Origin of the sequence: Sphingomonas gellani (genome assembly GCF_900110035.1) — a bacterium.
Taxonomy (GTDB): domain Bacteria; phylum Pseudomonadota; class Alphaproteobacteria; order Sphingomonadales; family Sphingomonadaceae; genus Sphingomonas; species Sphingomonas gellani.
Genome location: NZ_FOCF01000002.1, coordinates 250,147 through 264,112, shown reverse-complemented (window position 1 = coordinate 264,112; position 13,966 = coordinate 250,147). Strand labels below are relative to the sequence as shown.

General features: G+C 65.9%; 7 protein-coding genes. 3 read left to right on the top strand and 4 right to left on the bottom strand.

The features are described 5' to 3' along the window. Positions 1 to 43: 43 nt before the first annotated feature. Positions 44 to 1,279, bottom strand: a complete 1,236-nt coding sequence (locus BMX37_RS05460; protein WP_212611396.1) for an amino acid deaminase — start codon at positions 1,277 to 1,279, stop codon at positions 44 to 46. Between the two features lie 89 nt (positions 1,280 to 1,368). On the opposite strand from BMX37_RS05460, the gene BMX37_RS05455 reads away from it, so the two are divergent. From BMX37_RS05455 to BMX37_RS05445, 3 genes are read left to right on the top strand one after another with little or no spacing between them, the layout of a single operon-like run. After that, positions 1,369 to 2,811, top strand: a complete 1,443-nt coding sequence (locus tag BMX37_RS05455) for an N-acyl-D-amino-acid deacylase family protein (RefSeq protein ID WP_093664473.1) — start codon at positions 1,369 to 1,371, stop codon at positions 2,809 to 2,811. Between the two features lie 15 nt (positions 2,812 to 2,826). Then, entirely contained in the window at positions 2,827 to 3,219 is a 393-nt protein-coding gene (locus BMX37_RS05450; RefSeq protein WP_093664472.1) for a RidA family protein, read from the top strand. Continuing rightward, a complete protein-coding gene (locus BMX37_RS05445) occupies positions 3,220 to 4,554 on the top strand; it encodes a GntT/GntP/DsdX family permease (protein ID WP_093664471.1) in 1,335 nt (444 codons plus the stop codon). Positions 4,555 to 4,563: 9 nt separating this feature from the next. On the opposite strand, the gene BMX37_RS05440 is transcribed toward BMX37_RS05445, so the two are convergent. From BMX37_RS05440 to BMX37_RS05430, 3 genes are all read right to left on the bottom strand, one after another. Then, positions 4,564 to 8,031, bottom strand: a complete 3,468-nt coding sequence (locus BMX37_RS05440) for a glycosyl hydrolase 2 galactose-binding domain-containing protein (protein ID WP_093664470.1) — start codon at positions 8,029 to 8,031, stop codon at positions 4,564 to 4,566. A 147-nt stretch (positions 8,032 to 8,178) separates the two neighbouring features. Further along, positions 8,179 to 10,752: a glycoside hydrolase family 3 C-terminal domain-containing protein gene (locus tag BMX37_RS05435; RefSeq protein WP_093664469.1), complete on the bottom strand. Its 2,574-nt coding sequence runs from the start codon at positions 10,750 to 10,752 to the stop codon at positions 8,179 to 8,181. A 65-nt stretch (positions 10,753 to 10,817) separates the two neighbouring features. Next, entirely contained in the window at positions 10,818 to 13,766 is a 2,949-nt protein-coding gene (locus BMX37_RS05430; protein WP_244501406.1) for a TonB-dependent receptor plug domain-containing protein, read from the bottom strand. Positions 13,767 to 13,966 lie beyond the last annotated feature (200 nt).

Sequence of the window (13,966 nt, the reverse complement as noted above, 5' to 3'; positions counted from 1 at the left end):
GCGCGGATATCGACCGGTCCGCGCCTGCTGCCGCTACCAAGCGTTAGAAGAACGTGTCGACCACGTCGATGCAGCAAAATTCCTCGTCGACGACGAGCAACCGCCGCCATTTGTCGAAGGTCAGGCACGGGTGCGAGATGTCGAAGACCAGCACGTCGCCGACCGCGATGTCGTCGCCCGGCGCGATCTGCAGATAGGCATGTTGGTCCATCAACCCCGTGACTTCCCAATGCGCCGGCACGTCGACGGGCCGCGCATCACGGCCGGGCCGGAACATCTTGACCGGGCGCGGCAGGCCGGCGTCGAACGCCACGTCACGCTTGCCCATCGCGACGACGGCACGCGCGGGATCGGGCACGGATTGCACGACCGCCCAGATGCGCAGCGCCGGACGCAATGCGTCGCCAAGCGTCGGGGCGACCGGGTTGCGCTCCAGGATGCGCTCCTGCGCGGCACGGTACAGCCCGTCGTCATGGCTGATGTAGCAGCCGGGGCGCAGCACCACCTCCACGTCGCCGCTCTGCGCCAGTTCGGCACTTTCCTCCGCGACGATGTCGTACCAGGCAGAGCCGGCGCCGGAGAAGATCGCAGGCGTGCGCTCCAGTCGTCCCTCCTCGCGCAACGCGCGCGTCACCGACACGGCACGTCGCACGAAACGGCGCACTTGCGCCTCATCGGGCAGCACGCCTTCATAGAATTCGACTCCCGCCAGACGCAGATGCCCCTTCCAACGGTCCAACTCGGTCAGCAGCGCCCCGAGTTGCTCCTCGTCCCTAACCCCGGTGCGGAAACCGGGCTGGTCGCGTTCGGGCGCCAATTCCACCAGCACGTTCAGCTCGGCGCCCCGCGTTCGGCATGCATCGCCCAGGCTCGCTGCGCCCGCCGGCGAGTCGACCAGGCAGAACAACTCCATCCCCTCGATCGCGAGCAGGTCCATCAACGACGCGATGTTGGCGGCGCCGACGACCTGATTGGCGATCAGGATACGGCGAATGCCATGCGCAGCCGCAACCCGTGCCTGCTGGCTGGTCGCCACGGTGATACCCCAGGCCCCCGCCTGAACCTGGCGGCCGAACAGCTTCGGCGCCATCGTGGTCTTTCCATGAGGCGCCAGCGCCATGCCATAGGCGTCGATGAAGCGTCGCATCCAATCGAGATTGTGGCTGATGCTGCCCTCATCGAGCACCGCGGCGGGAAAGGGCACATCGCCGGCCAGCAGGTTCCACGGCTGCTCCGCATTCCCGCCGACGCCCTTGTGCAATTCCAGTCCTTCGCTCACCGCCGCCTCCTCTTAAAGAAATTTGTTTACATTATCCGGATGCCGGGTGACAACGTCGCAACTGGTTAGCCGCGCACGGACGTAATGGCATGTCACGACTGATCATCGCCGGCGCTGAAATCTTCGATGGCACGGGTGCCCTCGGCTTTCAGGCGGACGTGGAGGTGCGCGATGGCATCATTACGTCGGTAGAGCCATGCTCTGCCCGACCGCACCCGGATGCGATCGACGCGCGCGGGCTGGCCCTCGCCCCCGGCTTCATCGACGCGCACACGCACGACGACCTGGTCGTGGTCGCGGCGCCCGACATGACGCCCAAGATCACACAGGGCGTGACCACGGTAGTTGTGGGGAATTGCGGCATCAGCGCCGGCGGCGATTTCACTCGGCACGAGCAGTTGCCCGACCCGATCATGCTGCTCGGCACTGCCGATCAGTTCCGCTATCCCGATTACGCCGCTTATGCGGATGCGGTCGACAAAGCCGTGCCCGCCACCAACGTCGTCGCGCTGATCGGTCATACGACGCTGCGTGCCCTGCACATGGATCGGCTCGACCGGGAGGCCACCGATGCCGAGCGTTCGGCCATGCGCAGCCAGATCGAGGCCGCATTGGCGGCGGGCGCCTTCGGCCTGTCGACGGGCCTCGCGTACGCCAACGCTGCCTGTGCATCGACCACCGAGGTGAAGGATCTGGTGGAAGCGTTGCGCGGCACCGGTGCACTGTACTGCACCCACCTGCGCAGCGAAGGGGCGCAGATCACCGCCGCGCTGGAGGAAGCCTTCGCGATCGGGCGCCATGGCGAGGCGCCGATCGTTGTCTCGCACCTCAAATGTGCGGGCGCCGAGCAGCACGGCCGCAGCACCGAGATCCTGTCACTGTTGGACCAGGCGGCCGAGGCACAATCTGTCGGTTGCGATTGTTATCCCTACACCGCCAGTTCCTCGACGCTCGACATCAAGCAGGTCGTCCCCCAAACCCCGATCAAGATCACCTGGTCCGACGCCGAACCGGCGCAGGCGGGACGCATGCTGGCCGACATAGCGGCCGACTGGGGCACCAGCCTCCGCGCCGCGGCCGAGCGGCTGCAACCCGCGGGTGCGGTCTACCATTGCATGGCGGACGCGGACGTCGACACGATCCTGAGCCATCGCATCACCATGATCGGTTCGGACGGCCTGCCCTGCGACCCCCGGCCACATCCGCGTCTGTGGGGCAGCTTCCCGCGCGTGCTGGGCCATTATGCGCGAGAGCGTGGGCTGTTCCCGCTTGCGACCGCCATACGGAAGATGACCGGGCTGACTGCGGACCGCTTCGGGTTGGCCGATCGGGGCTATGTGCGAGCGGGCATGGCCGCCGACCTGGTCCTGTTCGATCCGGCGACCATCAGCGACCGCGCAACCTATGACGATCCGACCCGTCCGGCCGGTGGCATTCACGGCGTTTGGGTGAACGGCACGCCTGCTGTGACACTCGACGGACCCAAGGGGCAACGCGCCGGGCGCATGCTCCGCCGGGCATCACCTCTTTAACAACAAGGGACAGTTATGACGGATGGTATCACGCGCTACGGCGTGGAAGGCGGCAGCGGGACCGGGGGCCAGCACCTCCCCTTCGCCCGTGCGGTTGCGGCGGACGGCTGGCTGTACGTATCGGGCCAGGTCGCAATGGTGAACGGCGAAGTGATCGACGGCGGCATCGTCGCCCAGTCGCACCAGGCGATCCGCAACGTTCTCGCCATCCTGGAAGAGGCTGGATACGGCCCCGAGCATGTCGTGCGCTGTGGCGTATGGCTGGACGACGCCCGCGACTTCCAGTCATTCAATCGCGTGTTCAAGGAGTATTTCGGCGCCCACCCGCCTGCCCGCGCCTGCGTCGTGTCCCCTATGGTCGTCGACTGCAAGGTCGAGGTCGACTGCGTCGCCTGGAAGAAGCCCTAAGTGTCGGCGGACGGGCTGCTTCTCGTTGAGGCGGTTGTCGCGATCGCCCTGTTGATCGTGTTGATCGTCCGGTTTCGGCTCAGCCCGTTCATCGCACTGATCCTTGTTTCACTCGGCTTGGCGCTCACTGTCGGCATTCCGGCGGCGACGATCGTCAAGAGTTTCGAGGCCGGCGTTGGCGGCGCACTCGGCCACATCGCCCTGGTGGTCGGCCTCGGCACCATCCTGGGCAAGATGATGGTCGAGTCCGGCGGTGCGGAGCGCATTGCCGACACCGTGATCGGCTTCTTCGGACCACGCCGGGCCGACTGGGCGACCATGACCATCGCCCTGATCGTCGGCCTGCCCGTGTTCTTCGAGGTCGGGTTCGTCTTGCTGGTCCCGATCGTGTTCACCCTGGCGCGCCGACTGGGGCAGCATCCCATGCGCCTCGGCCTGCCGATGGCGGCGGGGCTGTCAGTGGTTCACGCCATGGTGCCACCTCATCCCGCGGCGCTGCTGGCGACCCAGGCGTACCACGCCGATGTCGGACTCACCGTCCTTTTCGCCTTGATCGTCGGCATCCCGACGGCCGCGATCGCCGGGCCTGTCTATGCCCGGTTCATCGTTCCCCGCCTGTCACAGGCAACGGCACCGTTCCCGCAGCCGGTCGCCGAACAGGCGCGCGCGCTGCCCGGATTCGCGGTCACACTTGCGACGCTGTTGCTTCCGGTCGTCCTGATGCTCGCGGGCAGTGTGGCGGCGGCGGTCGCGGTACCCGGCTCGGCAATCGACGGCGCGCTACGCTTCATCGGCACGCCGGTCGTTGCGCTGCTCGCGGCAGTGCTGGTCAGCTACTGGACGCTGGGCCTGGCGCGGGGTCTCAACCTGACGACCATCCAGGCCTTCACCAACGAATGTCTTGCCCCCACCGCCATGATTACGCTGGTCGTGGGCGTCGGTGCCGGCTTTGGCCGTATCCTGACCGACAGCGGCGTGTCGGACGCGATCGTTGCCGCGGCGGCAGGCGTTCACCTGCCGATCGTGCTGCTCGCCTGGTTGATCGCCGCGCTGATGCGGGTGGCCACCGGGTCCGCCACCGTCGCGATGGCGACCGCGGCCGGCATCGTAGCCCCGCTCGCCGCGGCCAATCCGGGTGTCCGGCCGGAACTGCTGGTGCTCGCGACGGGAGCGGGTTCGGTGGTGCTGAGCCACGTCAACGACGGCGGCTTCTGGCTGGTAAAGGAGTATTTCGGCCTCAGCGTCGCCGACACGGTCCGCAGCTGGACGGTGTGCGAGACGCTGATCTCCGTTGTCGGCCTGCTGCTGACGCTGGCACTGTCGGCCATGGTCTGACCGGGCCGGTTAGCGACCCGTGCCGGACACCTCCCGGTCCGGCACGTTCCAGCCCCGGACCCGCACCGTCGCCACGCCGCGATCCTGCGGATAGCGCACGGTGACGCGCCGGTTCTCACCGGGCAGCAGCGACACGTAATTGTCGCTGAAATACGCCGGCAGGATCTGCTCGCCCTTCGCATCGAACAGCGTGATCTTCGTTTGCAGCGCGGGTGCGGAGCCCGTGTTGGCCAGGTCGACCGCGATCGTCCGTTCCGTGCCGGCTCCGGCTTGCGGGGCGGAGGTGACGGCCAGCGTCGCCTTCGGGACGGCGTCCAGCGCGCGAAGGTCCTCGGGCTTGGCCGCTTGCCAGTAGAAGTTATCGGAAAGGCGTTGGCCGTCCGCTCCGACGGCTTCCAGCCGGATCAGCACCGGCCCCTTCGCCACCGCGTCCTTGATCTCCAGCGGGAATGCAGGCGTAACCCTGCCCGCGGGGACGTTTAGCACCTGCTCCTGCGACAGCAGCAACGTGCCGGACAGGTCGGTTACGCGCGCGGTCACCTTCACCCCCGTCAACGGGTTGAGCGTCGTGTTCACCATCACCACGTTCCGGTCCGGCTGGTTCATCTGGACATGGACCGGCTCCGCGCCCTTCCTGGTCCCGTAGAAGGCGGCGTGAGTGTCGTAATCGGATGAGTAGATCTGGAAATCCGTCGACGGCCATGCGGGATGTGTCATCCATAGCATGCGCGCGCTGTTGGTGGTCCACAGCCCGGCGTTGAACCCTTCGAAGATGGCGCGATAAGACTCGTAGTTGAGCATCTGGGCCTTGCGCTCGAAATCGACGAGGTCGCGAGGTGTCCCGAACTCCTTGTCCATTGCCGACATGAAGCTGGCCATCGATACGCCGCGCTCCTGATGCCAGTCATGATAGACCCAGGTGTCGCTGATCGGCCACCGATCGGCCGCCGGCGCGGTACGCTGCCAGGATTCGAGCGTCGGGAAACTCGACGTGCCGACCTCGACGGCAAAGCCGTGCGGATAGCTGGTGAAGTAATCCTCCGGCGGGTGCCATTCATAGGGGCCCGAGCCGCCCAGATTGATGATCCGCGAATTGCCCTTGTACAGGCGGCTGCCATCCTCCTGCCAGATCATGTCCTGCAACGCGGTCTGCAACGCCGGTTGCGGCACGCCTTCGTTGCGTCCGAACCACAACACGATCGAGGGATGGGTGCGGTAGCGGCGCACCACGTCGCGCGCATTGGCCACGAACAGCGGCACGTCCTGCGCCTCCGCATCATTGTCCTGGGTCGACTCCCAGAAATCGTTGAGTACCATCAGGCCGTGACGGTCCGCCAGCGCGTAGAACGCCTCCTCGGTGCTTTGCCCCATCCAGTTGCGGATGATGTTCATGCCGGCCTCGCGGTGGAGGCGGAAATACGGGTCCAGACGCTCGGGCGCGACACGTTTCATCATGTCGTCCATGCCCCAATTGCCGCCCCGTGCCGCGATGCGCACGCCGTTGACCCTCAAGACCATCTGCGTACCGAGCGGGTCATCGGGCAACGTCTTCACCGCCGGTGAGCTTTCCGCACCGGACATCAGCGAATTGGCCCAGCCCCCGCGCACCTTGCGCAACGCCGGATGCCGCTCGTCAACGATCGGCGTGCGAAGCCGGTGGGCCAGATCGGGGTCGATCAGGACCCGGCGCAATGCTCCCTCGCTGTCCAGCGATCCCAGTTCATAGGTGACGGTCCGCATGCCGAAATCCAGGCTGCGGTTATCGGTGATGTCGTTGTTCACCCTACTCGTCAGTTGCAGGCGATGCAGCGCCGGATCGCCATACCCGTTGGGCCACCACAGGCGCGGCTTCGACACGGCGAGTTGTGGATGATCCTTCGGCACGAACCGGACGACCTCGGTCGCCCCCGGTGCGACAGTGACGCTGCGTTCGACAGCGACATCGTCGAACGCAGCGCGGACTACCGTCGTCGCGGCAGTGATCCCGTGGTTGGTCACCGGCACATCGATCGAGACTTCGGCAATCGCATTGTCGGGCCGGGGCAAGCGGGTCGAAATCGCGGGATCGCCGATCGTGACCGCGCCCGTCGCGGCCAGGTGAACGCCCTGCCAGATACCGGTGTTGCGATCGCGTACCGCCGGTATCCAGTCCCATCCCTCGCTCGCGCCGAAGGTCGGCCCGTCGCTCATCATGGCGCCGCCATTGTCGCCGCGGCCGCCGGCGAGCGATTGTTCGTGCGCGATGCCGGGATTGGGTGGAGGCGATACGAGGACCGCGACGCTGTTGCGCTCGCCGGGCCTCAGTCGTCCGGTCACGTCGAACGTGCCGCGGATGAAGGCGCCCTTTACGTCCCCCACGGACATGCCGTTGACCCAGACCTGCGCTGTGTAGTTCACGCCGTCAAAGGTCAGGGTCAGCCGCTTGGCTCCGGTCGCGGGAGCAACGAATTCTGTGCGGTACCAATAGGATTGCCGCGCCAACTGCTCCGGGATCGCCATGTTGTTGAGCCCGACCGTCGGGTCTGGATAGACACCGCGATCGACCAGGGTCGTCAGCACCGTTCCCGGAACGGTTGCAGCATGCCAGCCCTTCGCATCGAAGCCGGGTCGCGAGATCACCTCGCCATCGGCGGTGACGCGCGGCGCCTCGATCAGCCGCCAACCGTTTACCGCGTATCGGCCGTCACCCTCGGATGTGAGCGGCTGTGCCGAGGAGACGGGCTTGGCCACCGGACGCGAGAACGGCGCCTTGCTGACCGGCAATTCCCAGGCCGGCTGAGGGGCCGAAAGTCCATATTGCGTCTTGACCTGCAGGGGCCATGACGGACTCGCATCTTCGAAGCGAACAAGCGCTTCGCTTGGCACACTCTTGTACAGAGCGGCGATGTCGCGGCCGGTCATAAGTGACGGCTGATAGGTGAAATCGGCAATCAGGCCCGCGAACGCCGAGCCGACGGGCTGGCGCTGCCCCAACAAGACGGTCGCGAGCGGTGCCGCAGAATCGACACGTCCCGACCCTGCGAGACGCCCATCGACGAAGAACCGCAGGCGCCCCGCATCGCTTGTCGCCACCAACAGATGCCACCGGCCGGCAGCTATCGCCTGCCTGGCAAACACGGTCGTGCCACCGGCGACGAATACCGGGCGGCCCCGATCCAGGGCCAGCGACCAGCCGGCACCGCCCTCCGGCTTCCCGATGCTCCCGATCGTTGCACGTCCCTCGGGCAGCGCGGTTGGTTTCACCCAGGCGTGAAGCGTCCATTGGGAGGCGTCGGGCAGCCTCTCTTCAGCGGTGTAGCCTTGCGCGACATGCTCGAGTCCGTCGGATCCCGCCAGGAATGCGGCATTGTACGGGCCGATGACGGCGCGCTTCGGATGCGCGATGCGGGACGACGGCCAATTGATCTGCTGGGCCAGCACCTGCGCGCCTGCGACACTCGCGATCAGACATGCGGCATACGCATTGATCCTGCTCATTCGCGGCTCCTCACTGAATAATGTGCTGGCTGACCACAACAGCCGCTCGGTGAAACCTGCCTCAGGGAGACCCAGAGCGGCAAGAGTTAATGAGATCATTTTATTTAATGGTGCTACGGTCGCTCGCCCGCCCTCAGCGGCAGCGGCTTACTTGGGCAATATCGTCCGTATTCCCGTGATCGTCACGTCCGTCCAGACACCCGCCACGTCGCCCGGCTGCCCCCCGCCGACGAAAAGGCGATAACGGCCCGGCATCACCGCGCGGGTGCCGTCATGCTCGACCAGGCTGAGGCTGCGTGGGTCGATCGTCAGGCTGACCTGCCGGCTTTCTCCCGGCTTCAGCGTCACGCGGCTGAACCCGACCAGCTGACGCTGCAGCACAGCCGTGGTGCGCCCCTGTGGCTGAGGGGCCGTCGGCGCAAGATAGGCCTGCACGACCTCGTCAGCGGGGACGGCGCCGATGTTGCTGACCCGAACGGAGGTAACGAGCGGCTGCCCTGCACCAACGCTGGCAGATGCTGGCGTGACCGGTGCATAGGCAAAACGGCTATAGCTGAGTCCATGTCCGAAGTGGTACAAAGGCGTGCCCGCGAAGAACCGATAGGTCCGGTTCTTCATGTGGTAATCGATATAGGCGGGCAGATCCCGCGTGGCCGCGTAGAAGGTCACGGGCAGGCGTCCGCTGGGACTGACATCGCCAGCCAGCACCCGCGCGATCGCAGTGCCGCCGGCTTGGCCAGGGTACCACGCCGCCATGACCGCGTCGGCATGTTCCTTGCTCCACCCGTCCGCGATCGCGGCTCCGGTCATCTGCACGACGATCAATGGCTTGCCCGCCTTGCCCAGCGCTTCCAGCATGGCCCGTTGCGGTTCGGGAAGCTCGATTGCGGTTCGGTCGCCGCCGTTGAAGCCGGGAACCTCCAGCCGAAGAGCCTCACCCTCAAGGGTGGGCGACAGACCGACGAACGCGACCACGACATCGGCGTCGTTCGCAACCGCGACCGCTTCGCTGCGCTGCGCTTCTGCCGGTGCCACCCATCGCAGACCGATGCCGCCGTCCTGGCTGGAATGAACATAGTCGATGCGAATGTCGCGCGGCCGTGCATCGGCGAACTCTACGGCGGCCTCCACCGCCTCGTCGCTGCCGTCGTCGGTAATGACCTGCTGGCCGTCGACCCACAGCCGCACCGGGTCGTGGCCGTCGCAATCGAAACAGCGCGGAACATCCAGTCGCAAACGATAGCGTCCGGGCGCCGGCGGCACGATCTGCCCGGTCCAGCGCACCGAATATCCGGCCTCCGCCAGACCCGATACGGGCGGGGCACGATCCCAGTCGAAGTCGATCTTCCGGTCACGACGCGTGGCAAGCGGTGCACCCGCAAAGTTCACGCCGCGAAAATAGGTCCCCAGCAATCCGACCGAGCCATTCGCACGCAGCGCCGTTTCCGGCACTGTCACCGGCACACCGTCCGCCAGCATACTCCCCTGGGCATAGCGGATACGGCTTGCCCCGAACCGCGAGCGAATGCCCTCCAGCGGGGTGACGGGAGCAGCCGCGGTGCCGTGGTAGTTCGCCTCGAGCACGTCCAGCGAATCTGCATTGGGCCCGATCACGGCGATCGTTGCCCCCGGTTTCAACGGCAGTCGGTCCTTGTTCGTCAGCAGGACAAGCGATTGCTCGGCGGCTTTCAGGGCCAGCTCACGATGTTTCGCGGTGCCGATCTGCGACGCTTTGATGCGATCCCATGGGCTGGTCTGGCCGAATGCGATGCCAAGGGCTGCACGAGAGGCGAAGACGCGACGCAGCGACGTGTCCAGCGCCGCTTCGGGAACAAGGCCGCGCTGCACCGCCTCGGGAAGGGCGCCGTAGCTCGGACCGCAATCCAGGTCGGTTCCGGCGCGGAGGGCAGCTGCGGCCGCGCCCGGCAGGTCGAGCGTGTAATGATGAAAGGTCTCGATATAGCCGACCGCATCGCAGTCGGACACGATCGCCCCGCCAAAGCCCCAATCGCCCCTCACGCGCTCGCCAAGCAACGGCGCGGAGGCACAGGCCGGCACGCCGTGGATCGCATTGTACGCACACATGGTCGACAAGGCCGCCCCTTCGGTCAGGGCCATGCGGAATGCGGGCGTATAGGTTTCGGCCATGTCGCGGGCCGACGTGTCGACGTCGAAGCTGTTACGGCCAGCTTCCGGCCCGGAATGAACCGCGAAATGCTTCGGCGTCGCGATCGCCTTGGGATGAGCGGGGTCGGGCCCCTGGATGCCGCGCACGAAGGCGACGCCGAGCTTGCCCGTCAGGTACGGGTCTTCGCCATAGGTTTCCTGCCCCCGCCCCCAGCGCGGATCGCGGAAGATGTTGATGTTGGGCGACCAGATGTGCAGCCCCGAGAAGCGGCGGCGATCCGCCGTTCGCGGCAGGCTGTTGTACTTCGCCCGTCCCTCCGTCGACACCACGTCGCCGACCGATTGCAGCAGGTCGGTGTTCCAGGTCGCGGCGAGCGCGATGGCCTGCGGAAACACGGTCGCGATCCCGTCGCGCGCGAAGCCGTGCAGCCCCTCGCTCCAATAATCATAGGCCGGAAGGTCGGCCTTCGGGAGGGCGGGTGCGCTGCTGCCCAGCTGCGCCGCCTTTTCCTCCAATGTCATTGACGCGATGGCCTGGTCGATCTTCTTTGCAACAAGCGGCGCATCGGCGGCCATCAACAACAGCGACAACATGAACGTACCTCACCGGTGAGCGCCATGGCGGCTCGGGCGATCACTGTCCCGAGCCGCCCAAGGCGTCAGAAGTTGGCGCGGAAGCCCAACCGGAACGCGCGCCCGACGACGTCGTACAGCGTCGGCGTAGTGATGTTGCCGGGGACCGTCTCGGCGTCACGGTTCAACAGGTTGTCGATCTTGAAATAGCCCGAGATGTGCGGCGTGAACTTGTACGACGTGCTGACGTCCAGGTAGAACGCGCCGGGCACGCGGTTGTAGTCGTAGGTCGGGTGGTTGACCGTCGACACCGGGCAATTGGTCGAGCAGACGATGTTCTCGTTGGACAACACGCCCGCGCTGAACCAGCGCTCCTGAAGCGTGAAGCTGAACAGGTCGGTGCTGTAGTCCTGCGTCGCCAGCAACTTCCAATGCGGAACCGCCGTCGCCTCGATGTTGGTGCCCGCGAGCTGCTTCGGGATCGTGTTCGGCAGACCGGTATCCTGGATGAAGTTCATCGTGTGCGTGGCAAGCGCGCGCACGGTGAACCGCCCCGGCAGGCCGATCCCGTCCAATTCGGTACGGTAGCTGCCCTCGATATCGAAACCGTCGGTCTTGATCGACGCGAAGTTGAACGGCTGCACCGTGACATAGGCCGAGTCGAGGTTGCTGAGGTCGAACGACCCGCAGGTGAAGGAGACGCCCCCGAAACACAGGTTGATCTGCGTCTGCGCGTCCAGTGCGGAGATCGCGTTCCTGATGTCGATCTTGAAATAGTCGAACGACAGGCTCAGCCCGGGCAGCCAGCTCGGCCGGGACAGGACCATCCCCAACTCGGTGTTGCGCGCAATCTCCGGCTTCAGGTTCGGGTTGCCGGTGGTCGTCTGCAGCACCGTGATCGAGCGGTTGTTGTTGAACGGATCGATCGTGCCGGTCCGGTTGCTGGTCACCGGCGCCGCGAACAACTCGCTGAGGTTGGGCGCGCGGATGTCGCGCGACGTGACCGCGCGGAGGCGGAAGCCGTCGATCGCCGTGTCGAACGTACCGCCGATCTTCCACGTGTAGACCGTGCCCGACGTGCTGTAGTTGGTGGCGCGGCCGGCGACGTTCAGGTTCGCCCGTCCGAACTCCTGCGAGTTGATGATCGGTGCATTGAGCTCCAGGAACGCCTCCAGCACATCATAGCCGCCGCCGCCATTCCGGTAATTGCCCGCGTACCAGTTACCACCGCCCTTGCTGAGCAGGGGATCGGCCGGATAATCCGCGCCATAGGCACTTCCCGCGACGTTCACGCCGTTGCCATAGGGATCGGCGTTCACGCGGTAGAATTCATGGCGGAACTCGGAGCCGAGCGCGACCGCCAGCGGTCCCGCCGGCAGGTCGAACGTCTCGCCGCTGACCGACAGGCCGGCGACGTCCTGCGTCTGGCGCGTGTGCTGGAACGGGCCGTTCGGCGGCGTGATGTAGTCGCGGGTCGCATCGGACGGCGTCACGTTGCCGAACACGTTCAGCGGGGAGCAGCCGTTCGCCACCGCGATCGGATCGGCGCAGGTGATCACGCCGTTCGGGCCGCGCACCGCCTGCACCGCCGCACGATAACGCGGCATCAGCGCGATGTTGCTGACGTTGATGTCGGTGATCTCGGTGCCGTGCTGGTAATAGGCATCGTAACGCCAGTCGGTGCCGAACACGGCCACCTTGCCCTTGGCCCCGCCGACGAAGCGGTACTGACGACGCCGCGTGTTCACGTCGATGAAATCGAACATCGGGTTTACGGTGCCGAAGCGGAAACTGGTGATGCCGTTGGCCGCGCATGCCGCCTGAACGGCCGCCGGTACGAACGGGTTCGAGCATTGGATCGTCAGGTTGTCCTGCGCGAAACCCGGATTTGGCGTGTTGCTGGTCTTCACCTCCGCGACGTTGAAGGTGCCGTAGATCTCGTTGTTCGGGTCGATGTCGAACCCGACCCGGCCATAGGTGTTCAGGCGCCCGATCGCCGATTTCAGGCTGTTGCCATTGGCGACACTGCCGCTCAGGTCGCCGCCGACGCAGGAGCCGGGCACACATTCGGTGCCGTAGCGGAACGGGACCGGATTGCCGTTGCCGTCAAAGGCCGTGCCTTGCAGCGGGCCGGAGTTGATGAGGCCGAATCGGCCGAACAGCGTCGACTGAACATGGTCGCGGTACAGATACTGCGGCAGGCCATCGCGGGTGATGCCACGGTTCAACACGCCGCGCGCGACCAGCCAGTCGCGCCCGTTGGGGCCATCGCCATCCGGGCTGTTGCCGACGCCGAAGCCGGCAGAGGGAATCCCGTCCTCGTGGCTGTACTCACCGCTCAGGATGACGTGGAGGCGATCCTGCATGAACGCCCTGCCCAGGGCGGCCTGGAACGTATAATTGTGATCGTCGCCATAGGTGCTGATCCCGGTCTGCGCGTTTGCCCGGAAGCCCTCGAAGCGCGTGTTGGTGATGAAGTTGACGACACCGCCAACCGCGTCCGAACCGTAGGAAGCAGACGCGCCGCCTGTCACGACGTCGACCCGCTCGATCAGCAACTGCGGAAACAGGCTGACGTCCGCGACACCCGTGACGTTTGCGCCGACGACGCGCTGCCCGTCGATCAGCGTCAGCGTGCGGATCGGCTGTAGGCCACGCAGACTGAGCGTGCTGAGACCCTGAACGCCCGTCGAGGTCCCGTTGGCGCCGACCGATGCGCCCGTGCTGCCCTGAAGCGAGGGAAGTTGCGCCACGGTGGTGAAGATGTTCGGCTGCGCGTTCTTGGTGATCGCCTCGTAGCTCAGCACCTGCGTCGGCGTCGGCGCGGTGAAGCCGCTGGAGATGATGCGCGATCCCGTCACCACCACGTCGCGCTGCGGCTCAGCTTGTGCCGGTGCGACATCCTGCGCAACCGCGCCCTGCACCGTCGCATCCGGCGCGGTGGCACCGGCCCGCCCAGCGGCAGCGTTCGCGCCTTCAGCCGTGGGAGCCGGCTCCGTTGGACGCTGCTGTGCCATCACCGGCGAAGCAAGCATCGTCGATGCTACCAAGGACGCACGCCACAAAGCTTTGCTGATTACCTGCCGCATAGATCTCTCCCCGTTTCGAGCTGATCCGCCTTGCTCACCCGGATCATCGCTCGGCGCAGGATAGTTCTAAATTTAGCGCTATCAAGATAAGTTTTGTCATTTTCTTTAATTAAATCGCCCGCTGCTCCCGCCTGTCAGAAAGGCAC

What these genes read in the sequence shown, in the direction of transcription:
- BMX37_RS05455 (WP_093664473.1), top strand. Translation starts at nt 1,369, where the DNA reads ATGTCACGACTGATCATCGCCGGCGCTGAAATCTTCGATGGCACGGGT.
- BMX37_RS05450 (WP_093664472.1), top strand. Translation starts at nt 2,827, where the DNA reads ATGACGGATGGTATCACGCGCTACGGCGTGGAAGGCGGCAGCGGGACC.
- BMX37_RS05440 (WP_093664470.1), bottom strand. Translation starts at nt 8,031, where the DNA reads ATGAGCAGGATCAATGCGTATGCCGCATGTCTGATCGCGAGTGTCGCA.
- BMX37_RS05435 (WP_093664469.1), bottom strand. Translation starts at nt 10,752, where the DNA reads ATGTTGTCGCTGTTGTTGATGGCCGCCGATGCGCCGCTTGTTGCAAAG.
- BMX37_RS05430 (WP_244501406.1), bottom strand. Translation starts at nt 13,766, where the DNA reads ATGCTTGCTTCGCCGGTGATGGCACAGCAGCGTCCAACGGAGCCGGCT.